15 protein-coding genes are annotated in these 24,961 nt (G+C 55.9%); 12 read left to right on the top strand and 3 right to left on the bottom strand.

Annotated elements, in window-relative coordinates; translation table 11 throughout:
- Positions 1–458 precede the first annotated feature (458 nt).
- From DQG13_RS18985 to ald, 8 genes are all read left to right on the top strand, one after another.
- Positions 459–2,108 carry a type 2 periplasmic-binding domain-containing protein gene (locus DQG13_RS18985; RefSeq protein WP_113021367.1) on the top strand — a complete coding sequence of 550 codons (1,650 nt, stop codon included), beginning with the start codon at positions 459–461 and terminating at the stop codon, positions 2,106–2,108.
- A gap of 175 nt (positions 2,109–2,283) precedes the next feature.
- Positions 2,284–3,159 carry an ABC transporter permease gene (locus tag DQG13_RS18990; protein WP_258525762.1) on the top strand — a complete coding sequence of 292 codons (876 nt, stop codon included), beginning with the start codon at positions 2,284–2,286 and terminating at the stop codon, positions 3,157–3,159.
- A gap of 13 nt (positions 3,160–3,172) precedes the next feature.
- Positions 3,173–4,054 (top strand): carbohydrate ABC transporter permease, encoded by an 882-nt coding sequence (locus tag DQG13_RS18995; protein WP_113021369.1) that lies wholly within the window; start codon positions 3,173–3,175, stop codon positions 4,052–4,054.
- A 189-nt stretch (positions 4,055–4,243) separates the two neighbouring features.
- Positions 4,244–6,613 carry a helix-turn-helix domain-containing protein gene (locus DQG13_RS19000; RefSeq protein ID WP_113021370.1) on the top strand — a complete coding sequence of 790 codons (2,370 nt, stop codon included), beginning with the start codon at positions 4,244–4,246 and terminating at the stop codon, positions 6,611–6,613.
- 22 nt (positions 6,614–6,635) lie between these two features.
- Positions 6,636–8,252 (top strand): type 2 periplasmic-binding domain-containing protein, encoded by a 1,617-nt coding sequence (locus tag DQG13_RS19005; RefSeq protein ID WP_113021371.1) that lies wholly within the window; start codon positions 6,636–6,638, stop codon positions 8,250–8,252.
- 210 nt (positions 8,253–8,462) lie between these two features.
- Complete coding sequence (locus DQG13_RS19010) at positions 8,463–13,610, top strand: S-layer homology domain-containing protein (RefSeq protein WP_113021372.1); 5,148 nt, start codon at positions 8,463–8,465, stop codon at positions 13,608–13,610.
- 523 nt (positions 13,611–14,133) lie between these two features.
- The gene (locus DQG13_RS19015; RefSeq protein WP_113021373.1) at positions 14,134–15,171 is read left to right on the top strand and encodes a glycoside hydrolase family 88/105 protein; all 1,038 of its coding nucleotides are present in this window, start codon (positions 14,134–14,136) and stop codon (positions 15,169–15,171) included.
- Between the two features lie 635 nt (positions 15,172–15,806).
- Positions 15,807–16,925, top strand: a complete 1,119-nt coding sequence (gene ald / locus DQG13_RS19020) for an alanine dehydrogenase (protein WP_113021406.1) — start codon at positions 15,807–15,809, stop codon at positions 16,923–16,925.
- Positions 16,926–17,031: 106 nt separating this feature from the next.
- Here the strand turns inward: ald and DQG13_RS19025 are convergent, their stop codons facing one another.
- Positions 17,032–18,717, bottom strand: coding sequence for a PucR family transcriptional regulator (locus tag DQG13_RS19025; RefSeq protein ID WP_258525760.1), 1,686 nt, complete (start codon positions 18,715–18,717; stop codon positions 17,032–17,034).
- A gap of 143 nt (positions 18,718–18,860) precedes the next feature.
- On the bottom strand, positions 18,861–19,421 hold the full coding sequence (locus DQG13_RS19030) for a hypothetical protein (protein WP_113021374.1): 561 nt from the start codon (positions 19,419–19,421) through the stop codon (positions 18,861–18,863).
- A 247-nt stretch (positions 19,422–19,668) separates the two neighbouring features.
- On the opposite strand from DQG13_RS19030, the gene DQG13_RS19035 reads away from it, so the two are divergent.
- The 3 genes from DQG13_RS19035 (at position 19,669) to tnpB (ending at position 22,536) form a co-directional block, all read left to right on the top strand.
- A complete protein-coding gene (locus DQG13_RS19035; RefSeq protein WP_113021375.1) occupies positions 19,669–20,466 on the top strand; it encodes a polysaccharide deacetylase family protein in 798 nt (265 codons plus the stop codon).
- A 124-nt stretch (positions 20,467–20,590) separates the two neighbouring features.
- Positions 20,591–21,277, top strand: coding sequence for a GntR family transcriptional regulator (locus DQG13_RS19040; protein ID WP_113021376.1), 687 nt, complete (start codon positions 20,591–20,593; stop codon positions 21,275–21,277).
- Positions 21,278–21,447: 170 nt separating this feature from the next.
- Positions 21,448–22,536 carry an IS200/IS605 family element RNA-guided endonuclease TnpB gene (gene tnpB / locus DQG13_RS19045; protein WP_113021377.1) on the top strand — a complete coding sequence of 363 codons (1,089 nt, stop codon included), beginning with the start codon at positions 21,448–21,450 and terminating at the stop codon, positions 22,534–22,536.
- 192 nt (positions 22,537–22,728) lie between these two features.
- On the opposite strand, the gene DQG13_RS19050 is transcribed toward tnpB, so the two are convergent.
- Positions 22,729–23,628 (bottom strand): RpnC/YadD family protein, encoded by a 900-nt coding sequence (locus tag DQG13_RS19050; protein ID WP_258525761.1) that lies wholly within the window; start codon positions 23,626–23,628, stop codon positions 22,729–22,731.
- Positions 23,629–23,889: 261 nt separating this feature from the next.
- Between DQG13_RS19050 and DQG13_RS19055 the strand changes: the two genes are divergently transcribed.
- A complete protein-coding gene (locus DQG13_RS19055; RefSeq protein WP_113021379.1) occupies positions 23,890–24,957 on the top strand; it encodes a mannonate dehydratase in 1,068 nt (355 codons plus the stop codon).
- Positions 24,958–24,961: the final 4 nt, after the last annotated feature.

The raw sequence follows: 24,961 nt of genomic DNA on the forward strand, positions 1-24,961 counted from the left end.
TGACTATAGGTGAGCCTGTTTGAAATCTAACGAATCGTAGGAACGCTATTTGTCCGAATGTGCGCCGAGCTGCGTTCAAACAGGCGAATAACGTGATATAGATTCGTTAGATTTTTTATCATGCCCCTTTTCGCGAAATAGCGTGGTATAGATTCGTTAGCCAGATTCGGCTTGCCCCCAGACGTATGCTTCCGAAGCGGGTTTTCCTGCAGAAAACCCTTTACCTCCCGGTTCTATTCACCTTGGCGTACTTTTGGGACAGCTCCTATTTTGCAGGAATTTATTCCGCCTCCGCCGCTTCTCCCCGAAATTGCCAACTCGATTTTGCAATCTGCTAATTCTGCCGCCGATTTTCACCACCGGATTTCCGATTCTGCCCATATTCCGCCGGCCGGCCATCCCGTAGTGTTGGAGGGGAGAGATGCTTCTCCCAATTCCATTTACGGAGGTCCGCAGAAATGAAGAAATGGATCGCTACCACACTAACTGTTCTGATGGCTGCCGGCCCCCTGGCCGCATGTGCAGCCGATGAGCAGGCCGGCAAGGATACTGCCGCCAGTCCCGCCGCAAGCTCCGGCGCAACAGCTGGCACAGGCGCCGAAGCCGCCGCCAATGTCTATCCTCTGAAAACGGATAAGACCTTGACCTACTGGGGGGAACTGACCGGCAATATCACGGGGGTCAAAGCTTCCCACAGCGAAGTGCCGTTCTTCCAGGAATGGCAGAAAAAAACCGGCGTGCCCCTGAAGTTCATCGCTCCGCCTGCCGGACAGACCAAGGAAGCCTTCAATATGCTCTTGGCTTCCGGCGACTTGCCCGACATGCTGGAGTACAACTTCCTGAGCTTCCCCGGCGGTCCGGAGAAAGCCATCAAGGACGGCTACATCGTCAAGCTGAATGATCTGATTGACAAACACGCTCCCAATCTGAAGAAATTCCTGAAGGAGAACCCGGAAATCGACAAGATGGTCAAAACCGACAACGGCAGCTACTATTGCTTCCCGTTTATCCGGGGGGACGAGTATCTGCGGGTGTTCCAAGGGCCCATTATCCGCCAGGACTGGCTGGATGATCTGGGGCTGCCGGTGCCCACCACCATTGACGAATGGACCACGACTCTCACCGCCTTCAAGGAGAAAAAGGGCGCCGCCGCACCCCTCAGCTTCAACAGCAAACCCCGCTTCTTCAATGATTCCGGCAGCGGCTCTTTTGTGGGCGCCTTCGGAATCCTGCGCGGCTATTACCTGGGCAATGACGGCAAGATCAAGTATGGCCCGGCTGAGCCCGGCTACAAGGATTATCTGGCGCTGATGCACCAGTGGTACAAGGATGGCCTGATCGACAAAAACGCCGCCACCGCCGACTCCAAGGCCCTGGACAGCAACATGGCGTCCGGAGCTGCGGGGGCAACCGTAGGCAATGCCGGAGGCGGCATCGGCAAGTGGCAGCCGCTGATTGAGGCCAAGGACCCCAAGGCCAAGCTGGTTGCCGCGCCGTATCCGGTGCTGAAGAAGGGGGACTACCCCGAATTTGGCCAGAAGCAAAAGGCCTTCTCCTCGGAAGGCACGGTTGCCATTACCACGGCGGCCAAGGACCCGGTGCTGGCCACCAAGCTCCTGGACTACGGCTACAGCGAGGAAGGCCGACTGTTCTTTAATTTTGGCACGGAGGGCGTCAGCTACAACATGGAGAACGGCTACCCCAAATATACCGATCTTCTGATGAAGAATCCCGACAAGCTGGCTCCCGCCCAGGCCATCTCCATCTATGCCCGCGGCAGCTACAACGGCCCGTTCATTCAGGACAAACGGTATGCCGAGCAATTCTTCGCCCTGCAAACCCAGCGGGATGCCGTGGAGGTGTGGCAGAAGACCAACGGAGACAAGCATAATCTTCCCGCATTGACGCCCACTCCCGAGGAAAGCACCGAATATGCCACTATCATGAACGACATTGACACTCTGGTGGATGAAATGACGCTGAAGATCGTTCTGGGCTCCGCTCCTCTGGAGGAATACAGCAAGTATGTGGACAAAATGAAGTCCCTGAAGCTGGACCGCGCCATCGCCATCCAGCAGGCCGCTTACGACCGCTACAACAATCGCTAGGAGTTTGTCTGACGGAGTTTCATCGTACCGTACAGGAAGGAAGGCGACAACGCCTTCCTTCTTCAAGGGAAAGAAGGAGTGAAGAGAGGCTATGACCCATACTGCGGAGCTGGACAGAAGCAAGCCCGTTGCCCGTTCGCAAAAAACGGCGGCCCGGCTGGTCCGCGATTTCGCAATGAATAAATATCTGTACATCATGATGATCCCCGTGGTCATCTATTATCTGGTTTTCCACTATGCCCCCATGTACGGGGCGCTTATCGCCTTTAAGGACTATTCGCCCATGAAGGGCATTATGGGAAGCGATTGGGTGGGCTTTCGGCATTTTGCCGACTTTTTCGGCAGCTACTATTTTCGCCGGATTCTCCTGAACACCATTACCATCAGTTTCTATACGCTGATTTTTGAATTTCCCGCCCCGATTATTCTGGCCTTGCTCATCAACGAGGTTCGTCACAAAGCCTTCAAGCGGGTAGCCCAGACCATCACCTACATGCCGTATTTCATCTCGCTGGTGGTCATCTGCGGCATCATTACCGACTTTACCAACGCCGACGGGATCATCAACCGCATCTTCGTCTGGATGGGCTACGACGGCCAGGCCATGCTGCAGAAGCCCGAGCTGTTCCGGCCGATCTACATTCTCTCCGAGATTTGGCAGCGGATCGGGTGGGAGTCCATCATCTATATCGCCGCTCTTATGGGCATCGACCAGGAGCAGTATGAAGCGGCCCGCATGGACGGAGCCAGCCGGTTCAAGCAGATATTCCATATCACCCTGCCGGGCATTATGCCCACCATCGCCATCATGATGATTCTGCGGATGGGCAATCTGCTGAACGTAGGCTTCGAGAAAATCATCCTGCTGTACAATCCCATTACCTACGTAACCTCGGATGTGATTTCCTCCTTCGTGTACCGCAAGGGCTTGCTGGAATTCGGCTGGAGCTACAGCTCGGCGGTGGGCCTGTTCAATTCGGTCATCAATCTGATTCTGCTGATAACAGCCAACTACGTCAGCCGCAGATTGAATGAGAGCAGCTTATGGTGAGGAGGACAAAGCCATGAAACAGGAATCGGGTTTTCTGGAAAAATTATTTGATATCGCCATCTATGCCATCTTGATTGGGCTTGTAATTGTGACGCTTTACCCCTTGCTGTACGTGCTGTTCGCCTCTGTCAGCAATGCCGGGGAGCTTATCGCCTACAAGGGAATCCTGTGGAAGCCCCTGGGCTTCAGCATGGAGGCCTACCGCAGCGTTATGAAAAATCCGGGCATTGTGGCCGGCTACAAGAATACTCTGTTTATTGTAGTGGCCGGGGTGACCCTCAATCTGTTCATGACCGCGCTGGGCGCTTATGTGCTCTCCCGCAAAAATGTCATGTGGAACAAGGTTTTCATGTTCATGATCGTATTCACCATGTTCTTCCACGGCGGGCTGATTCCCCTTTATCTGATCGTCAAGAATGTGGGGCTTCTGGATTCCCTCTGGGCCACGATTATTCCCTTCGCCATGAGCACCTTCAACCTGATTATTATGCGGACCTCCTTCATGGGCATTCCCGAGGGGCTGGAGGAGTCGGCGAAGATCGACGGGGCCAACCATTTCACCATTCTGTTCCGGATCGTTCTGCCCCTGTCCATGCCTGTCATTGCCGTGATGATCCTCTACTATGCCGTAGACAAGTGGAACGGCTGGTTCTATGCTTCAGTTTTCATCAAAAGCCGGGAGCTGTTCCCGCTTCAGCTGGTGCTCCGGGAAATTCTCATCTCCAACTCCACGGACAGCATGTCCATCGGGGCAAGCGCCGGGGAGCGGCATCAGATCGGAGAAACCATCAAGTACGCGACGATTGTGGTGGCTACCCTGCCGGTGCTCTGCATCTATCCCTTCGTTCAGCGGTATTTTGTCAAAGGCGTTATGGTCGGTTCGCTCAAAGGATAGGGGACAGCCGGTGCAGCAGCGCAGGAGCCTGAATGGGATGCCATTCGGGCTTTTTGCCGTACAATCGGAGCGGATTGGAGCTTTTGCCAATCGATTTTGCCAATTTCAATATCCCTTGCAGGGACAGGGGAAGTATAATGGAACCAGTTAACCGCTTTCCTTATACTCTGGCGTTGTGAGGAGAATGCAATGAATATCCGGCACCTCTGGCAAAAACGGAAAAGCATTATCGTCACCTGGCTGGTATCCTACAGCACCGTGCTGTTCATCCCCATTATTGTAAGCCTCATCATTTACCGGCAATCCGGGGATACCCTCAAAAGTGAAATCCACCGGGCCAATGACTATCTGCTCAAGCAGGTCCGGTACACGGTGGACAACCAGATCGATCTGATGAAGCGCCTGAATATGGAGATTACCTGGAATTCCCGGCTGCAGACCCTGATGTATTCCAGCAGCTATTCCAATGACGCCCAGTATACCGCCTATCTCTTATCCAAGGAAATGCAGCTGTACCAAACCTCCTATGCGTCGGTGGACGAGTTCTACGTCACCTGGTCCAGGGAGGAGGCAGTGATCCGTCCCGGGAATATCCGGGATATGAAGACGGCTTTCCAAACCATCCACGAAGGCGGCCCGTTGACCTATGAGGGGTGGAAGGAGCTTCTCCGTTACACCCCCGGCAACCGGTTTTTGCTGCTGCCCCGGACCGATTCGTCCAACACCCGCAATACCATCGCCTATATGACCCATCTGGCCAAGGACTTAAGCGGCCGGGAGGCGGGCACCGTAGTGGTGATGGCGGATGCAAGCCGCTTCCAGCAGGCCATCGAGGGGATTTCCGGCTTCAGCGGCGGCCAGGTGCTGGTGCTGGACCAGGATAACCGGGTGCTGCTGTCCAACCTGCCCTTGTCCGCCGATGAGGACGATATCCTGAAGCTGCTGAAGGACAAGGACGAGCTTCTTGAGCCTACCCGGCACGGGGATTTGGAGCTGATGTTCATCCGGTCGGCAGTGTCCGATTTGAAATATGCCCTGATTATCCCCAGCAATCTGTACTGGAAAAAAGCGGAATATGCCCGCCGTTTTACCTATATCAGCATCAGCATCAGCGCCATCGGCGGCGTGCTGCTTACCTGGTTTTTTCTGCGGCGGAACTACTCGCCCATTCAGGCCATGGTCCGCTCCCTGACGGAGAAGGGGGCGGGAGGCGGAGAGCGGGAGGGCAACGAGCTGCACTTCATCCAGCAGGCCATCTGGAATGCCCGCAACGAGAAGGAAAAGCTGGCCGTGGAGATGCAGGCCCACCATCATATCCTGCGCACCAATATGCTCACCCGGCTCCTGAAGGGCAAGCCGGATATTCTGGTGCCTTATGAAGAGGCCTTCAAAACCTTCCAGATCAGGCTGGTCTCCGACGAATTTGCAGTGATGCTGTTTGTCATCGAAAACAGCGAAAGCCTCTCCTCCAAGCTGCCGGGAGTCAATGAGACCGAACGGCGCCGCCTGATCCAATTCATCATCACCAATGTGGTGGAGGAGTTGGTGGGACAGCATGGCCATGCAGGCTATATGTCCGAGGTGGACGATATGATGGTGTGCCTGGTCAATCTGGACAAGCAGGGCGGCGGCGCTTGGAAGGACGGGCTGCGGCAGATTGCGGCGGAGGCCCAGCAATTCCTGCGGCGCTTCCAGATGGATCTGACGGTTTCCATCGGCGGGGCCCACGCCTCCTTAAGCGGAATCGCCGAAGCCTACCAGGAAGCGCTGGATGCCATGGAATACAAGATGGTGCTGGGCAAGCAGGAGATCATTGTGTACGGGGATATCAAACGGGAGCCCGGCAGCGCTCCGGAGAGCGGCTATTATTATCCGCTGCAGGCGGAGCAGCAGCTGATCCATACCATCAAGCTGGGCCAGGCCCGGCAGGCGGCTGAGCTGATGAACGAAACGCTGGAGCGGAGCCTGAACCGCCCCCATGTGTCCGTCACCCTGGCCCGCTGCCTGATCTTTGATCTGGCGGGAACCATGGTGAAGGCCATTCACGAGATCGGGGACAAGGACGGCGGGATGCTGGCGGATAATCCCCTCTGGATGGAAAATCTTACGGCCTGCGATACCGTCTCCGAAATGCGCCGGGAGCTTTTGACACTGCTGGAGGAGGTCTGCCGGTATGCGGCGGCCAAGAAGGAGGCCCATCAGTCCCGGGAGCGCCAGGAAATGCTGCAGGAGCTGGTGGGCAATGTGTCCGGGCATATCCGGAACTGTTATTCCGATCCCAATCTGAATGTGAACGCCATCGGCGAAAATTTCGGGCTCAAAGGGAGTTACTTGTCCAAGCTGTTTAAGGAGCAGACAGGGGAGGGGCTGCTGGATTTTATTCACAGCGTGCGCATTGAGGCCGCCAAGGCCATGATTACCGGCGAGCAGGATGCGGTTGCGGACATTGCCCGGCGGGTGGGGTATCTGGATGCCGCATCGTTTATCCGCGTGTTCAAAAAATATGAAGGCATCACTCCGGGCAAATACAGAGAACTGAACGAGAGAGGCATGATGTAGACACCAAGGGAGGACGAAACGCATGAAGCATCAGGCGAGGATTCGCTTTCTCATTCCGGTATCCGTCATTTTGGCTTTGGCAGGCTGCTTCGGCGGGGAAAAGGCTCAGGCCCCTGTTCCGCCGCTTGGGGAGGAGCCGGGCTCAGAGGCATCATATCCGCTGCGTCCGGAGCGGGAGCTGACCTACTGGGCGGAGCTCAACGGCAATGCCGGAAGCGTCAGGCCGACGTTTATGGAGGTGCCGTTTTTTCAGGAGTGGCAGAACAGGACCGGGGTCCGTCTGCAATTCATCCAGCCCCCCGCCAACCGGGCCAAGGAAGCGCTGAATGTGCTGCTGGCCTCCGGGGAGCTGCCTGATCTGATCGAATATGAGTGGGAGCGTTTCCCCGGCGGGCCGCAGAAGGCCATCAACGACGGATATATCCGCAAGCTGAACGATGTTATCGACCGTTATGCCCCCAATCTCAAGCGGTACTTGCAGGAGCATCCGGATGTGGACAAGCAGGTCAAAACAGCGGAGGGCAGCTATTATGCCTTCCCCTTTATCCGGGACAGCGACAAGCTGAGAACCTATCAGGGCCCGATTATCCGCAAGGACTGGCTGGATGACCTGGGCCTTGCCGTGCCCTCCACCATGGATGAATGGTATACGGTGCTCAAGGCCTTTAAGGAGAAGAAGGGCGCCGAAGCCCCCCTGAGCTTTCTCGGGGTGCCCACTGCCCTGCAAGCCATGGAAAACGGGGCGTTTGTAGGAGCGTACGGGGTTATCAAGGGCTTCTATCTTGAGGACGGCCAGGTGAAGTACGGACCGCTGGAGCCCGGCTATAAGGCGTTTCTGGCTACCTTCCGCCAGTGGTACAAGGAGGGGCTGATCGACCGGAATATCGCCGCGGTGGATACCCGCTCTCTGGATGCCAGCATTCTGTCGGGGCGCAGCGGCGCCACCATCTGGAATGCCGGAGCGGGCATCGGCACCTGGCAGCCCCTGCTTGCGGCGGCGGATGCCCGGGCCCAATTGGCGGGCGCTCCCTATCCGGTTCTGAAGAAGGGAGAGCGCCCCTTCTATGGACAGCGGAGCTATTACACCGGCTTGGGAGGAGTGGCCGTCTCCGCCAGAAGCGACCAGGTGGTGAAGGCCGTCCGCATGCTGGACTACGGCTATGGTCCGGAAGGGCATCTGTTCTTCAATTTCGGCATAGAAGGGGTCAGCTACACCATGAAGGGGGATTACCCCCAGTATACGGACCTGATTCTGAAAAATCCGGATAAGCTGGCTCCCTCCCAGGCTTTGGCCATGTATTCCCGGGCCAGCTACTTTGGACCTTTTGTCCAGGATGAGCGGTATGCGGAGCAATATTACAGCCTGCCCCAGCAGCAGGAGGCGGCAAGGATCTGGGCGGATACGGATGCGGACCGGCATCTGCTGCCGCCTACGCCCAAAACGGAGCGGGAGAATGCGGAGCTGTCCGTTATTATGCAGGATGTGGGGGTGCTGGTGGATGAGATGTCCCTGAAGATGATTCTGGGCATTGAGCCTCTGGAGGCCTATGACAGCTATCTGGGCAAAATCCGCTCCTTGCGGATCGACCGGGCGCTGGAAATTCAGAAGGAGGCGCTGGAGCGCTACAACTCGCCGTAGCGGCGGTTTTCCGGGCTGCGGAACGGGCTCGCTTCCTGATCCGCAGCATAAATTGCCAATTCCATTATCGATTCTCAGCATGTTTTTCCCCGGCGGATGCCTTCATAATAACCCCTGTGCCCAGCGGAAAGGAGGAGAATATTTCCTGGGCGGGAGATATGAAGGCGTTCTATCCAAAACTGATTATGATGCTGGGGAAAGGAGCTTACCATGCAGCGATTGCGGAAAAAAGGGATGAATCTTGTGCTTGCCGGAAGTTTGATGCTCAGTTCCATCACCCTGCCGGCATATGTTGCCGCAGCGGATACCGGGGGAGAGGGAGGGACCGCCCTTCGCCCTTTGCAGGATGTCAGCGTATACGCCACCGGTTATCCTCTTCATGCTTCGCTTGTTGCCTCCGGGGGAGCAAGCTACCACAAGTCTCCCGCAGACGGAGGGGATGCGGACATCATGCGCACGGGCCTCGAAGCGGGTGGACAAGCGGCGTATTCCTATCTGCGTTATGATATTTCGGCCTTGCCTGCCCTCACCGGAGATGCGGGAGTCACTCTGGAGCTGTCCGCTTCTGCTGCCGGAGAGGGAAGGGTCAGCGTATACGGGCTTCACCCCTTCCAGCTTCCGGGTACGGGGAGCGGGCCCAACTGGAGGCTTACCCCTTGGGAGGAAACAACAGCCACCTGGGAAAGCCGGTTCAAGCTGCTGACCGATTCCTTCGACACCATCGAGGCGCATTCAGGCCAGCCGCAGCTTAGCTGGAACGTATCGGCAGCAATCCGAAAGGCCCAGAAGCAGGGCCAAGCGCAGATGGAGCTGGCGCTGGTAGCGGAGGAGCCTGTCCGCCTGCAATTTGCCGGACATGAGACGGCTGACCGCCCGGATCAGGTTCCGGTGCTGGTCTACCACGGGGAAGGGTGCGCACTTCGTCCGGCATCGCCATATACGCCGGTAGCTGCGTTTCAATATGACACCGGGTTGAAGCCGCTTCATGATGCGGAGGTCCGCCAGCCCTCCCCGACTGCTCCTCCCGGAGCGGGGGACGAGAATTACCACTATGATTCCTTGACCGGAACCCAGGTCCCCATCCAGGATGCCCTCCGCGCCCAGAAGGGGCCGCAGGAATACTGGAGCTATTTTAAATTCGACCTGCGCAGTCTGCCGGAGCCGGAGGACATGGGCCAGGTGCTGTTCTATGTATGGGGACGGGATACCAGCAAGCCTGCCACCACCACCGATGCTCCGGCCAATACGGCCACGGTCTACGGCAGTGTCTATACCGGCTGGCAGGAAACGGAGATCACCTGGAACAACCGGCCGCTGATCGATACGCCGCCTCTTGCTTCCACTATTGTCCAACATGCCAATACCTATCACGAGTTCGATGTGACAGCTTATGCCAAGGAGCGGAAGCAGGCCGGAGCGGAGGCTATGACTCTGGCGCTGGGCATGTCCGGCGGCACCTTCTTCCACCGCGGCAAGGATACCACCGTTTCCGGGCAGCGGCCTCCCACCATCAAGGTATTGGACAAAGCGGCGGCGCCTGAGCAGCCGGAGGATATGTCCCTGGACCAAAACGGCCGCAGCCGTCTCTATCCGGAGGATTGGTATCCCGGATATGCCGATGCCAAAGGCCGGTTCCTGCATGATTTCTCCTATGCCGGCTACCACCGGGGAGAGGAGCCTCTGCCGGATATTGAGCTTGCGCCCGGACAATATCTGGATGTGACTCTGCCGCCCTATTCCGCCGATCCTGCAGGCGCTGCCGACTCCACCTCCGCCATTCAGCAGGCGTTGGATGATGCGGGGGCAGCGGGAGGCGGCGTGGTCTATATGCCCCCGGGCACCTACCGGGTCAATGCCGACGGGGTCAACCCGTACGCCCTGTCCCTCCGCTACAGCAATGTGGTTTTGAAGGGGGCAGGAGCGGAGCAAACCTTCCTGTACAATGAAACGGAGCTGATGCGCTTTAAGGATATCATCTCCGTAGGCAATGGAGCCTGGGTGCCGGAAGGGGCGGCAACAGAGGTGCGCAATGATCTGAAGGAGCCCACTGTGCTGCTCCCGGTGAAGGATGTGGCCGGCTTCGCGGCAGGGGATTATGTGGTAATCGACTTTAAGGCAACAGCCGGGTTCCTGGAGGAATTGGGAATGACCGGAGCCTGGGCTTCCCGTCTGGATGCGGCGTACCCCGTATTCTACCGCCAGATTACTGCCGTCGATCCGGTGGGCAAAACCTTAACCATCGACATCCCCACCCGTTATCCCCTGAAAATCCGGGACAGCGTTTCCGTCAAGCGGCTGAAGCCGCCGGTGCAGGAGATCGGGATCGAGGATTTTTCCATCGGCAATAAACCCAATTCCAAACCCTCTACAGGAGGGCTGGGTGAAAATGATTACCAGAACCCCCAATACGCCGGCTTCGAGGTGGACAATGCCAAGGCGGTGAATCTGGTATCTGTGGCCAATAGCTGGGTGCGCCGGATCAAGACCTATCAGACGGACCCCGGTTCGCCGGTCCATATTCTGTCCAAGGGCATTATTCTCGACCGCACCAAGAATGTCACTGTGGAGCAGGTGGTCATGGCCAATCCCCAATATCGGGGAGCCAACGGCAATGGTTATCTGTACCAGTTCATCGGCAATGACGATTTGATTGTGGACAGCCGGGCCATTAACGGGCACCACAATTACACCTACGCCAACCATACGGGCAACGGCAATGTGCTGTTGAACAGCAGCGGTGAAAATGGCTACTACGCAACAGATTTCCATATGTATCTGAGCATGGCCAACCTGATTGACGGCCATACCCTGGACCGGGACCTGATCTCCGCCAAAACCCGTCCTTACGGCTCCAACAGCGCCAACTGGCATGGGGTGGTTACCAGCGAAAGCGTCTTTTGGAATACCTACGGCATTGCTCCCCAGTCGGCAAGCGGCATTATTATCGAGTCGGAGCAATACGGCAACGGGTATATTATCGGCACCTCGGGCGCAGTCAGCAATGTGAACGTAAAGATTGATCCTCCCTCCAACATTGCCGCCGCCAGGACCAAACCCTACGATATGGCGGAAGGCATCGGCCAAGGAGAGCTGCTTGCTCCCGGCAGCCTGTATCTGGACCAGTTGAACCGGAGAATGCAGAGCAGCGGGCTGGCCTTGAAATCGGTATTGGTAAACGGCTCGCCGGTTGACGGTATGCAGCCGCTGCGCACGGCTTACCGGCATACGCTGCCTTATGGAACCACCGCAACCCCCGTGCTGCAGGCGGCCGCCGCCCAGCCGGATGCCGCCGTTACAGTGACGCAGCCTGCTTCCCCTACGGGAGAAGGCCGAATAAGTGTCACCCGGCAAGGTGAAACCAAGGTGTATACGGTGCAGTTTGCGGTAAGCCCCACGAAGCTGGAGCCGGAATCCCTGGAGATTTCCCCCGACAAGAACGGGCCCGGATGGTTCCAGTCCGGCAATAAAATCAGTGTAGGCAAATCCGGCAAGCTGAAGGGGATTGTCCAACTGACCAACGGGGAAATGATCATTGCCGGCGGCGACGATTGCCCCATTGAATATACGGTGGACAAGCCTCAGCTGGCGGAGATTGCCGATGGTGTTCTTCTCGCCAAACAAGCCGGGGAAGTTACGGTTACGGGAACCATCACACTGTATGGGGTCACCCTGTCCCATTCCGTGGTGATTACGCTGCAGGAGATCAACGGGCCTTTGACCGGTCCGCTGGCGGAGATCAAGGGAGTTACGGCCAGCGCCGATGACGGCAATGTGCCGGCCAATACCCTGGACGGCGATCCGGATACCCGCTGGTCGGCGCAGAATCCCAATGCGGACGTGCAGCACACGCTGACATTGGAGCTGAAGGAGCCCACCCGCATCAACAAAGTCAGCATTATGTTCTACAACGGCCATCAGCGGACCTCCACCTTCGATATCCTGGTGTCTCCGGACGGAGAGAACTTCACCAAGGTGCTGAGCCGGGTCACCAGCACAACCCAGGAGCCGGGCATTTACGAGAGCTTCCCTTTTGAAGAGGCGGAAGCCAAGTATGTGCAGTATCTGGGCTATGGAAACAGCCTCAATCTATGGAACAGCATCACCGAAATCCGCGTCCATGCTGCGGCTGGCGCTCCCGATCCGGGAACAAACCCGGACCCGGGCACGAATCCGGACCCGGGAACGAATCCAGATCCAGGCACAAACCCGGACCCGGGCACGAACCCTGATCCCGGCACGAGTCCGGATTCTTCTCCCGGTTCCTCCCCTGGCTCCGGTTCGGGAACAGCCTCCCCGTCCCAGGACGCAATTGCGCCTGTGCAAATCCGCGACGGAGCGGCCAGAGTTCAATTGCCTCAGGACCGGCAGCACATCCGGGTATCCCTGACAGAGGCGGAGGCGGCCAAGCTGCCCCTGATTGTGGAGTTTGGAGGGACCAGCCTCCAACTGGATCAAAGGCTGCTGGAGCAAATCCGCTCCCAGGCCCAGTCCGCCACCGGTGCTGTTCTGCGCATAAGCATGGCGCCTGCGGAAGACGGCGCAGGAGCAAGCGGCAGCGGCTACAAGCCGGCAGGCCCAATTCTCGATGTGGGCCTGGCGCTGGAGCAGCCCGACGGCAAACTGTCTGCGCTGGCGGACTTGTCCGGCAAGGCCGTACTGACGCTGCCTTATGACAATGCCGCTGTGGACAGCGAGCTTCTTGGCTTGTACGGCTACAATGGGACAAAGAAAACCTGGGATTATATAAGTGGCAAGGTGAACGAAAAAGACCGGACCGTCGCCGCTGAAATTTCCCACTTTGGCCCATACGGAATTTTGGAGTACAAGAAGGAGTTTGCCGATTTGCCCGCGGACCATTGGGCGGCCAGAGCGGTTCAGGTACTGGCGGCCAGACATATTGTGGACGGAGTGGATTCGTCCAGGTTTGCGCCTGGGGGAATTTTGACCCGTGGGGAAGCTGTCGCTTTGCTGGCCCGGGCACTTTTGCCGGATGAGGGCAATGCATCGCCAAGCTTCAGCGACGTGTCGGCTGCTGATTGGTATGCCCAGGCAGTAGCGGCCGCCGCGGCGGCAGGCTGGGTGGAAGGAGACGGCCAAGGGCAATTCAGACCCGGGGATGCTGTCACACGGGCCGAGCTGGCCGTGCTTGTTGGCCGAGCCTTAAAGCTGAATGCCGCTGCCAACGGGGAGCTTACTTTTGCCGATGCCTCCCTGATCCCGTCATGGGCGGCGGATTATGTCCGGGCGGCATCCGCCAGGGGACTGCTTACGGGCCGGGATGAGGGCCGGTTTGCTCCTCTGGAGCCGACCACCCGTGCGGAAGCGGCTGCATTGATTTACCGGATGCTCCAAAACTAATCTTTGCATGGCAGCCAGGCTGGCCGGATGAAACCGGTTGGCCTGGTTTGTTTGCGCCAAAATAAACATGATCAATCCGAACAGAGGCCTCCTTCGCCAATTTGATTTCCCGGGCTGGGAATCTGCATTTTCACCCGTTTGCCGGAAAACCGCCAATCTCCGGAGGAATGTCTGGGCATACCGTACCCTATCTCATGAAAACGGAAAACCGCCTCTGGAAACAGGCGTTGTTCACAAAATTTTTAAAGATTTCTCCCCTTTCCGCAAGGAAAAGGGATTTTTGAATACATCCGAATATTTTTGTTCACACCTTAAGATATTTCCATAACAAAATGAAATAAAAGTCTAGACATTGGCGGAAGGACAGGCTAATAATAGAGGTAACAGGTGTTTTGCCTTGTTCGGAATATCTGGTTTTCTTTCGTATGCCTGGATGAGGAATGGGAAATGGAACCGGAGATCACGATATAAGGTAAGCATAAGGCAGCTCTTTCATTATCAATGACACAAGGAGATGGATGACATGCGCAAGTTTGAATGTGATGAAGCGGAAGTAAGAGAGCTTATCGACCGCGTTGTCAAAAGAACAATGAATATTGACTTTACCTGGAACTGGTCCTGCGGCGTTGCCTTTTACGGCATCTCCAAGGCTTGGGAAGTAACCGGCAACCAGGAATATATCGATTTTCTGGTGAAATGGGTGGATGAATATCTGGAGCTGGGCATTCCGACGCTGATGGTGAACTCCTGCGCCATGGGGCATACCATGATTACCCTGCACGAAGCAACGGGCGATAAGAAGTATCTGGACCTGGCTCTGATGAAGGCCGAGTACCTCCGCAATGAAGCCATCCGCTTCGGCGAAGGCGTTTTCCAGCATACGGTTTCCTCCGATAACGACTTCCCCGAGCAGGCATGGGCCGACACCCTGTTTATGGCCGCCTACTTCCTGCTGCGCCTGGGCTTCAAGCTGGACAAGAAGGAATACATTGACGATGCGTTGAACCAATTCTACTGGCATGAGGAATATCTCCAGGACCCCAAGACCAATTTGTTCTATCATGCCTGGGATAATATCAGAAAGGACCACCTGTCCGGCATTTATTGGGGACGGGCTAACGCATGGGCCGCTTACACCATGGCGCAGGCTTACAAAATGCTGAATCCGTTTATGCCCATGTGGATGCAAATCGGCGGCGCATTGGGCGATCAGCTGAGCGCGTTGGTGCGGCTGCAAACCAAGGACGGCCTGTGGCGTACTGTGCTGAACGACGAAACCTCCTATGAGGAAACCTCCGCTTCCGCAGGCATCGCCGCGGCGCTGGTCAGCTACGCCCATCCGCTGCATCAAAACTATATTGCCAGCGCCTACAAGGGCATTCTGGCCAACATCGACGAAGACGGCACCGTGCGCAATGTATCCGCGGGCACTGCCGTTATGCATACGGCGGAGGACTACAAGGTCATCTCCAAGAAGCGCGTTCAAGGCTGGGGCCAAGGCCTGACACTGGCTTTCCTGGTGGCGCTTCTGCAAAACAAGGAGATTGTCAGCAAAATCTGATCGATTGCATTATGGATACCTTCGCCACGGGGGCATGCATTGCTGCGCTCCGCGGCGGACGACGAGAAGCAGGACTTGGTCCTGCTTCTTTTTTGCTCTTCCTGAGTTGTTTTTGCGAGAGGTTGTCATTGGCCAGGCAGGTGCTTTTTTGTTGTGGAACAGAGCGACTCTTATAGCGGTGAAAACGGGAGTGTGGATGATTAGCGGAACTGAGAAACCGTTACATCCCTGATGCGGCGAAAATAGGCAGGAAATCAGGCTGCGGCGTGGAATAAGGGCTTCTTGGTTCCGTTCAGCCGGGAATAAGCGGCAAAAGCCGCTTTTAAGAGCCGCTCAGTTCCGCTACGCTCCTCCGAGTGCAGAGAGCAGGTGTGCAGCCAGGTCATTTCCCGGCGAACCATCGGATTGGCGATAAAAACTTCTGCTGTTATACAGGTTGACAACATTTTCAGGGGGCTTTTTGACGATTTGTCTAGTGTAAGTCATGAAAATTGCATGTATTATGTTAATTATTATTACATGTGAGCGAACAAACGAGAGTGTGAGTCATAAAATATCACATAAGATTCCGGTGCTGATGCTCACTGACAAGCAAGGCCAATAACCACCATCCTAAAACAGAAAGCGTGATGACCATGAGAATCGGTGTGCCAAAGGAAATCAAGAATAATGAAAACCGGGTGGCCATGACCCCCGCTTCAGTCAAGGACTACTGCAGCTTCGGGCATGAAGTGAAGGTTGAAAGCGGAGCGGGTCTCGGCAGCGGTTTTACTGACGAGGAATATGCCCAAGCAGGGGCCGTTATTGCTGCTACTGCAGCCGAGGCATGGGACGCGGATTTGGTGGTGAAGGTGAAAGAACCTCTGCCGGAGGAATACGTTTATTTCTACGAAGGATTGCAGCTGTACACCTATCTCCATCTGGCTCCGGCTCCCGAGCTGACCCAGGCTCTGCTGGACAAGGGCGTTACCGGCATTGCCTATGAAACCATCCAGCCGGCCAACGGCACCCTGCCTCTTTTGACTCCGATGAGCGAGGTTGCAGGCCGGATGGCGATCCAATTGGGCGCACGTTTTCTGGAAAAGGCAAGCGGCGGCAAAGGGGTGCTGCTGGGGGGTGTTCCCGGGGTGGCGCCGGCCCGCGTGGCCATTATCGGAGGCGGCATCGTCGGCACCAATGCGGCGCGGATGGCTGTAGGCATGGGAGCTGATGTAACCTTGCTTGACATCAGCGCCGACCGGCTGCGCCAGCTGGACGACCAATTCCAGGGGCGGCTGAAAACCGTTATGTCCAACAGCTATTCCATTATGGAAGCTGTGCGCCAGGCCGATCTGGTGATAGGCGCTGTGCTGATTCCCGGCGCCCGCGCACCGCGGCTGGTTACCGAGGAGATGGTCAAGAACATGCAGCCGGGCTCCGTCATCGTGGACGTTGCCATTGACCAAGGCGGCTCGGTGGAGACCATCGACCGCATTACCACCCACGACCAGCCCACCTATGAGAAGTATGGCGTTATCCATTACGCGGTAGCCAATATGCCGGGATCTGTAGCCCGCACCTCCACGATTGCGCTGACCAATGTTACGACTCCTTACGGACTGCAAATTGCCAACAAGGGTTGGAAAGGCGCCGCGCAAGAGAACGCCGCCATCGCCAAGGGCATCAACACCCTGGGCGGCAAGGTTACTTACAAGGCTGTGGCTGAAGCCCAAGGGCTGGAATATACCGCTATTGGCGATTTGCTGGCGGAATAGCCGTTCCCGGCGCGTTTCCGCCGAAACCGTCCCTCACCTCTGTCTCCACTTGCATCCCTTCCGGGCGTGTCCGAAAACTGCCTCCCTCGGAGTTGTCAGACACGTCCTAACCGGAAGGGTTTTTTATGCGGTTTGGGATGTGGTCGGACCTGTCAGGAGGAAGCATCTGATGAGCGCGCAGCGCCACGGAAATGGCCAGCCGGGTTTCCGGCACCATAAAATCCTCGCCGAGCAGCTCCTTAAGCTTTTCCAGCCGGTAATAGAGGGATTGGCGGACGATGAACAGCTTCTGTGCGGCCACCTGCTTGGAGCCGTCATGGTCCAGGAAAATCCGGAGAGTGGTCAGGAGGTCGGAGCCCTTGGCCTGGTCATAATCCAGCACCGCCCCCAGATAGCTGCGGACAAATTGCCGGAGGGTTTCGGTATCGTTTAACGCCAGCAGCTGGAACACGCCTAAGTCCTCATAGAACAGCGCCGGCTTGCGGAAGCAGGAGTGGAGGGCAAGCGCCTGAACGGCTTCCCGGTGGCTCATATAAACCTGGCTTAACGAGCTGTAGGCCTTGCCCACGCCCACCGCCAGCTTCAGGTCGCGGAGCTTGTCGTCGGCGCGCAGGCTCCCCAAAGCGTCCAGCGCCGATTGAAGGCGCGCCTTGGCCTTGCCGGAGTTTTTTTTGTCTACCGCAATAGCGGCCAGCCGGTTGTTCTTCATGGTCAGAAAAAGGCGGAAGCCGTGTTTCTCGAAAATAGAGCGGAGCAGAAGTGACAAGTGGTAGCGGATGGTTTCGGCATCGGTTTCCTGCAGCTGCAGGCTCTCGTCATGCAGATTCCCGATTTCGATCAGACAAACCCGGATATACAGCTCGGCGTACCGGTTCAGGCTGGGGCCAAGCATGGCTTTCACCTGCTTTTCATCCGTCAGCCGGTTATTGAGCAATTCATCCACCCACAGATTCTCGGAGAACAGCTTGCGCTCCTCCATATAGCGGGTGCGCAGCAGCTCCTGGGCAATGGACAAAGCGGCGGAGTCCAAAAGCAGATAATCGAATTCCACCGGCTCCCGGTGGCAAATCAGCGCCAGGTATGCCCAATTCTGATTAAGCACGCCGATGGATTGAAGCACAATCTGGCTGCCTGCTGCGAAGTACGGTTTGGGAACAGTATCCGCTCCTGCGGATGGGGCCGCTTCCTGCTCCTTGAAGCAGGCGTCGGTTGAAGCAAGCAGCTGATCTTGTTTGTCCGCAGTGAGGGGAGGGTAACAAACGGGAGTGCCGTTCAGGGGACGGTAGATCAATTGTGTGCTGGTGCTCTTATGCAGCAGCTTCAGCACATTCAGGGTGCCGTTGGCTGTGAGCGTCAGCCGGTGAAACTCCCGGGAGATGCTCTCCAGCTCCCGCAGGGTGCGGTGGTGGCGGTTGATAATGAGGGAATGCAGGTCCTGGGTAATATCCACAAACCGGATGGAATGGGGCAGCAGGATCAGCGGAAAGCCGCACCGGTCCGCCAACTCCCGCAGCTCCTCGGGCACCGCGTGAAAGTAGGGGCCGATCTCGATGCACAGGCAGGCGGCATTTTGCTGGATCAGCTTCTCCATATAACGGACGGAATGGGCTGTGTCCAGGTTGAAGCCTACGCCTGTGGCCAGGATCATTTCGCCGCCGTAGATGAGATTCTCCAGGGTGGAGATCTCCAGAATATGCACCCAGCGGATTTGGCGGTCCAGACCGCCGGCACCGGCCATCAGCCGGGCTCCGGCAAAGGGGGAGCGCTTCAGCGCCTCCCGGACGGTAAGCAAAAAATCGGCGCCCAGACAAATCCCCCCTTCCGGCCATTTCATTGGCGATGTTAGTAAATATAACATAACATGCCGAGAGAATGGCTGAAAACCAGGGAAGAGGGGGAAGTTTTTTCGATTTTATGAAATATTGTCTGGATTGTTCACTGAACAGCTGACATCACGGCGTAGATCAGGATGGATATTCCAAAAACCTTGGCCAGGGCCAGCCATTTGTTAGTGGTTTCGTTTTTAAAATAGAGACCGACAGACTCTCTGCATAAGTAAACCAGCAGAAAGCCATTCCAGAGTACGCGCCAGCCATACTTGAAATAATAGGAGCCCAGTTGATCGGCAGCCTCCGGTATGTCGCGGAAGGTGATGTAGAGGGTAATCAAAGCATAGCCATTCCGGCATACGGCATACGCCGCATAGAACAGCGCCAGCCACCAGCCCCACTTTTTTCCCATCCACATTCCTACAGCAGCGCCTACGCCGGTCAGCCCGATGATGGCAAGGGAGATTTGAAGCAATGTACTCGAGATGCCCAATTCCGGGTCAATATTGTTGAGATTGTTGAAATTGGCCAATTGAAAAAGCAACCCTGCCGCCCCTCCAATTCCGAACAGCAGCGCCAGCAGGGTGACACCTGCAGGACGGTCATAATTTCTGGTTTCAATTTCCCGGCTTACATCCTGTGAAAATCCGTTTGGCAGAAACGACATGTACAAAAAGTCCCCCTCTATAATATGTAATAATGGAATCATATTACAAGGAAACGTCTTCACCTACAAGGATTTTTTTCCTTTGCCGGTCTGTTGAAAAATAGGCTTCCGCAGCCGCCGCGTTACAGATCCGGCGCAATATTTGCAATTGACATGTCCAAACAACGGGTTTACCATCAGAGGGAAAACATGTACAATGGCGTGAATATGGGGGCCGTTATCCCCCAAACGCGAGGGGAGAAGAAAAATGAACATTAAGCTGAACCTGTTTCCCGAAGGTCGATTGAAAGCGTTGACATTAAGCTATGATGACGGACGCATCCATGACCGCCGGCTGGTGGAGATTATGAACCGGCACGGGATTAAAGGAACCTTTCATTTGAATTCGGGATTTTTCGGGAGAGAGGGTTACATTACGGAGCAGGAAATCACGAGCCTGTTCGAGGGTCACGAGGTATCCGCCCATACCACCACCCATCCGTTTCTGGAGATGACTCCCACGGAAGGCATCGCCACACAGCTGCTGGAGGATCGGCGGAAGCTGGAGGAGCTGTGCGGCTATCCGGTCAGGGGCATGTCCTATCCCTTCGGCACCTACGACAGCCGTGTGCTGGCTTCCCTTCCTGCCTTGGGCATCGAATATTCCCGCACGACCCAGAGCCATGGCGGGTTCCATCTGCCCGCCAACTGGCTGGAATGGCATCCCACCTGCCATCATCGGGACATGCTGGCCAAGGGTGAGGAGTTCCTGGGGCTTGTGCCGCGCCACGCCCGGATGCAGCTGTTTTATCTGTGGGGCCACAGCTATGAGTTCGAGAATAACAATAACTGGGAGGACATGGAGAAGTTCTGCGCCATGATCGGCCAACGCGGCGATATCTGGTATGCCACCAATATTGAGGTGCTGGATTATATCCAGGCGGTGAAGAGCCTGCGGTTCTCCGTGGATCAGACCCGGGTATACAACCCTGCGGCGACGGACGTCTGGATTACCGCCGGTGACAGCAGCGTCAAGGTTCCCGCCGGCCAGCATGTGACGCTGTAAGCAGCGGTTTGGATGAGTGCTTTGGCCTCCGGCGGATGCGGATGAAACAGACCGTATGCACGCCCAAACTCCAGCGTGTATAATGGAGAGTATCGCGCAAGACGTCAAGAGGAGTGCACCCATCATGATGAAAATTTCCCCCAAGCTGCCCGGCGAAAACAACAAGGATTATTCCTATCGGGTCATTAAAGAAAATATAATGTCCTTGACCCTCCATCCGGGACAGGCCATCAGCGAAATTGATCTGGCCGCCGCTTTGGATATTTCCCGCACTCCCGTCCGGGAGGTGCTGGCGATGCTGAAGGAGGAGCATTTGGTAGAGGTGTACCCGCAGGTGGGCACCTATGTTTCGAAGATTAATCTGCAGCTGATTGAGGAGGCGGCTTTTATGCGCTTCACCTTGGAGAGGGAAGTGCTGAGGCTGGCTTGCGCTTCTTTTCCGGAGGAGGAGCTGCTGGAATTAAAAAAGAACACTGCGCTCCAAAAGCTGCTGATGGGCCAAAAGGGAAAGGCGCAGGAATTCCACAAGCTGGACACGGAATTCCATCACATTATTTTCCGGGGCAACAAGAAGGAGAATGTGTGGACCTCCATTACCCGGCTCAGCACCCATTACAACCGGATTCGGCTTCTGTCGGAAATGGAGCGCAGCTACGATGAGACCATCTGGCAGCATCTGCGGATTGTGGAGGTCATCGAGAACAAGGAGATTGAAAATGCAGAGAGGATGTATCAGGAGCATATTCTCTGGCCCATGAAAAACTGGGAGGCCCTGTATCGTCCGGACAGTCCGTACGCCTCGTATTTTTAAAGCTTCCATGCCAAAAGCCGCCGTATCCTCTTGGGGAAACAGCGGCTCTTTATCATCAAAGCTGAGAAGACTCCGTCCTCTCCAGGGCGGAGATGAATCAGCGGTTTTCTGGATTGTTGCGAACATATGTGCTATGCTATGAAAAAAGCCCACGAAGGGATGAAGTGCGCATGATCGTGCATCAAGCGTACAAGTATCGCATCTACCCGAATGCAGACCAACAGCAGCTCATAAGACGTATGTTCGGTTGCTGTCGGTTTGTGTTCAACCATTTCCTGGCGAAATGGAACAGCACGTATTCGGAAACAGGGAAAGGGTTGTCGTACCATTCGTGTGCGACTGCGCTTCCCGCCCTGAAAACGGAGTATGAGTGGTTAAAAGAAGTCGATAGCATCGCTTTGCAATCCAGCGTTCGGCATGTGGCGGACAGTTTTGGGCGGTTTTTCGGGAAACAAACCGACGCCCCCCGTTTCAAGAGCCGCAAACATCCCGTACAGAGCTACACGACCCGATCCACGAACGGCAATATCGCGATGGAAGGCTCCAAGCTGAAACTCCCGAAGCTTGGATGGATGCGGTTTGCCCACTCCCGCAAGCTGGAGGGACGCATCTTGTCAGCTACAGTGCGTCAACAGGCCAGTGGCAAGTTCTTCGTCTCGCTTGTTGCCGAGGTGGAGAAGCTTCCGCTTCCGACCATTGAGCTGCATATCGGCATGGATCTGGGGCTGACCGAATACGCCGTATGCTCGAACGGGGAACGGATTGCGAATCCGCGGGTGTACCGCAAGCACGAAGAGAAGCTGGCACGGGCAAACCGGCGGATGGCCCGTCGCACCCCAGGTGGGGCGAACCATAAGAAGGCCAAACGACAAGTGGCGCGAATCCATGAACACATCGCGAATACTCGACATGACTTTCTCCACAAGCTGACGACGAAGCTGATTCGTGAAAACCAAACGATCAGCATCGAACATCTGAGTGTGGTGAACATGATCCGGAATCCGAAGCTGTCGAAATCCATCGCGGATGCATCATGGGGCGAATTTGTCCGTCAGCTCACGTACAAGGCTTCCTGGTACGGCCGAACGCTTCGGGTGGCGGACCGGTTTGAACCGACCAGTCACCACTGTCATGTATGTGGCACGGTCCATCCTGAGGTGAAGAATCTATCGATCCGGGAATGGACATGTTCGACCTGTGGAACCGCTCATGATCGAGATGAGAACGCGGCCCATAATATCAAGAGCGCCGCCATCTAGCAGCGCCCTACCTTGAACTGCGGGAACCGCAGGGATCGCTTGCTAAGAAAGAGGAGAGTCCTCCTCTGTTCGCAAGAATCCCCCACTTCAAGTGCAGCTAAGTGGGGGAGAGTTCAATTGATCATGCTGTCAGTGAAGCTGAAGCTTCCATTGTTCAATCTGCTCCGGGGTAAAGCCGGTNTGATCATGCTGTCAGTGAAGCTGAAGCTTCCATTGTTCAATCTGCTCCGGGGTAAAGCCGGTAAGCTTGGCGATGAGCGCCGGATCGAGGCCTTCCTGGATCATGCGCTGGGCCACTTCCATCCTGCCTTTTTCGCGCCCCTGCTCCAACCCCTTCTGCAGACCCGCTTCCATTCCCTTCTCCATTCCTTCCTCCATGGCATAGCGCTGGAAATGAGTTTTCCATTCCATGATCTTCTTCTCCTCCTTATCGCTCATAGCTTCCACCTCCTGCCACACCAGCTGCTCCTCTTCCGGAGTAAGGGGCAGATACGCATCGAAAAATACAGTCAGCAATTCCAGCTTCGCCGGGTTCAGCTCCATACGGGTCAGCATCCGCAAAAACTCCAGCTTCAGTTGAAGCTTTTCTTCCTCATTATAGCCCATACTGCTGAGAAGTGCAGCAACCGCCGGGTTAACCGAGCGGATATAATCCTTCCAGTTGCATTTGCGCAATTGAAGCGTGCAAAACCGGAAGCGGAGCACCTCGATGGAAGGCAGGCCCCAGCCGAAGCCGTCCGGCTCAACGGATTGTTGGCGGTGGCTGAAGATTGCGACGGGCAGAACCCGAAGCCGGTGCTTCTCATACAGCCGGGCCGAATAAATGAACATCCGCTCGGCAAACGCCTCCTGGAAATATGCCTGTGGCTCCTGATGCACCAGAATGAAGGACTCCTCCCCCTTCAGCCGGGTTTTGATCAGAAGATCCAGCCGCTTTTTGGTCCCGCCGGCAATATCCACCACCACCTCCTCGGATAAAAACTCCACATGCCCAAAGTCGATAGCCTCCGCCGCCTCCGGAAAAAACGCCTCCATAAATTCCCGGAAGAAGGTGTGCAGCAGCATTTTGTACAACCCGTCGTGATCTGTCAAATCTTCACCTCTCCCCAAATAGGCAGTCTGCATATTTGCACAAAAAAAGAAGCACACGCACCAGATCTCCGTCAGGAGAACCGGCAGGTGTGCTTCACGGCTGCCTTGCTATGTTTATAGGATAGCACACAGGGGAAATTTTTCAAGTGAATTTTGACGGTTTCATGTCTTCTGCGACAGATTATTGCGCATCCTGCCCTGACATGCTAGTATGCTAGTATGCAAGTTAAGTGCAAACATTCACAAGGAGAGTAGACAGCCATGGAAATGACCTTCCGGTGGTACGGCGACAGCGATCCTGTCAAGCTTGAGTACATTGCCCAGATTCCGGGGATGAAAGGCATTGTAACCGCAATTTATGATGTTCCTGTAGGCGAAGTATGGCCCATGGACAAAATTGAAGCTTTGAAACAGCGTGTGGAAAGCGTAGGCCTGAAAATTTCCGTTATCGAAAGTGTACCGGTTCATGAGGACATCAAGCTGGGCCTGCTCAGCCGGGACCGCTACATTGCCAACTACTGCGAAACCATCCGCAACCTGGGCAAGGCCGGCATTCCGGTGATTTGCTACAACTTCATGCCCGTATTCGACTGGACCCGCTCCGATCTGGAATACCGCTTGCCGGACGGCTCCACCACCCTCCAATATGATGCCGAAACCGTGGCCCGCATGGACCCGAAGCTGGGCGAGCTGTCGCTGCCGGGTTGGGATACCTCCTACGGCGAAGGCGGCTTGGGCGGTCTGCTGAAGCAGTACGAGGGCATGACCGAAGAGAAGCTGTGGGAGCATTTGCAATATTTTATTGAGGGCATCCTGCCTGCGGCTGTGGAAAGTGAAGTCAAAATGGCCATTCATCCGGATGATCCGCCGTGGTCCATCTTCGGACTGCCCCGGATTATTACCAATAAAGCCAATCTGGACCGTTTCCTGAACCTGTATGATTCCCCGTATCACGGTCTGACCCTTTGCTCCGGTTCCTTGGGCTGCGATGCGAAGAATGATTATGTGGATATGGTGAAATATTTCGGCGGCGTCAAAAACCGGATTCACTTTGCCCATCTGCGGAATGTGAAGATTACCGGGGAAGGCTCCTTTTACGAGTCCGGCCATCTGTCCGATTGCGGCTCTCTGGATTTCTACGAGGTGGTTAAGGCGTATGTGGATTATGGCTTCGACGGACCTTTCCGTCCGGACCATGGCCGCATGATCTGGGGCGAAACCGGCAAAGCCGGCTACGGGTTGTATGACCGTGCCCTGGGCGCCGTTTATATCAACGGGCTGGCGGAAGCCATCCGCAAGTCCAATGCCGCAGCGGCGAAAGGGGTATAAGCCA

Origin of the sequence: Paenibacillus sp. YN15 (genome assembly GCF_003285005.1) — a bacterium.
Classification (GTDB): Bacteria; Bacillota; Bacilli; order Paenibacillales; family NBRC-103111; genus Paenibacillus_AR.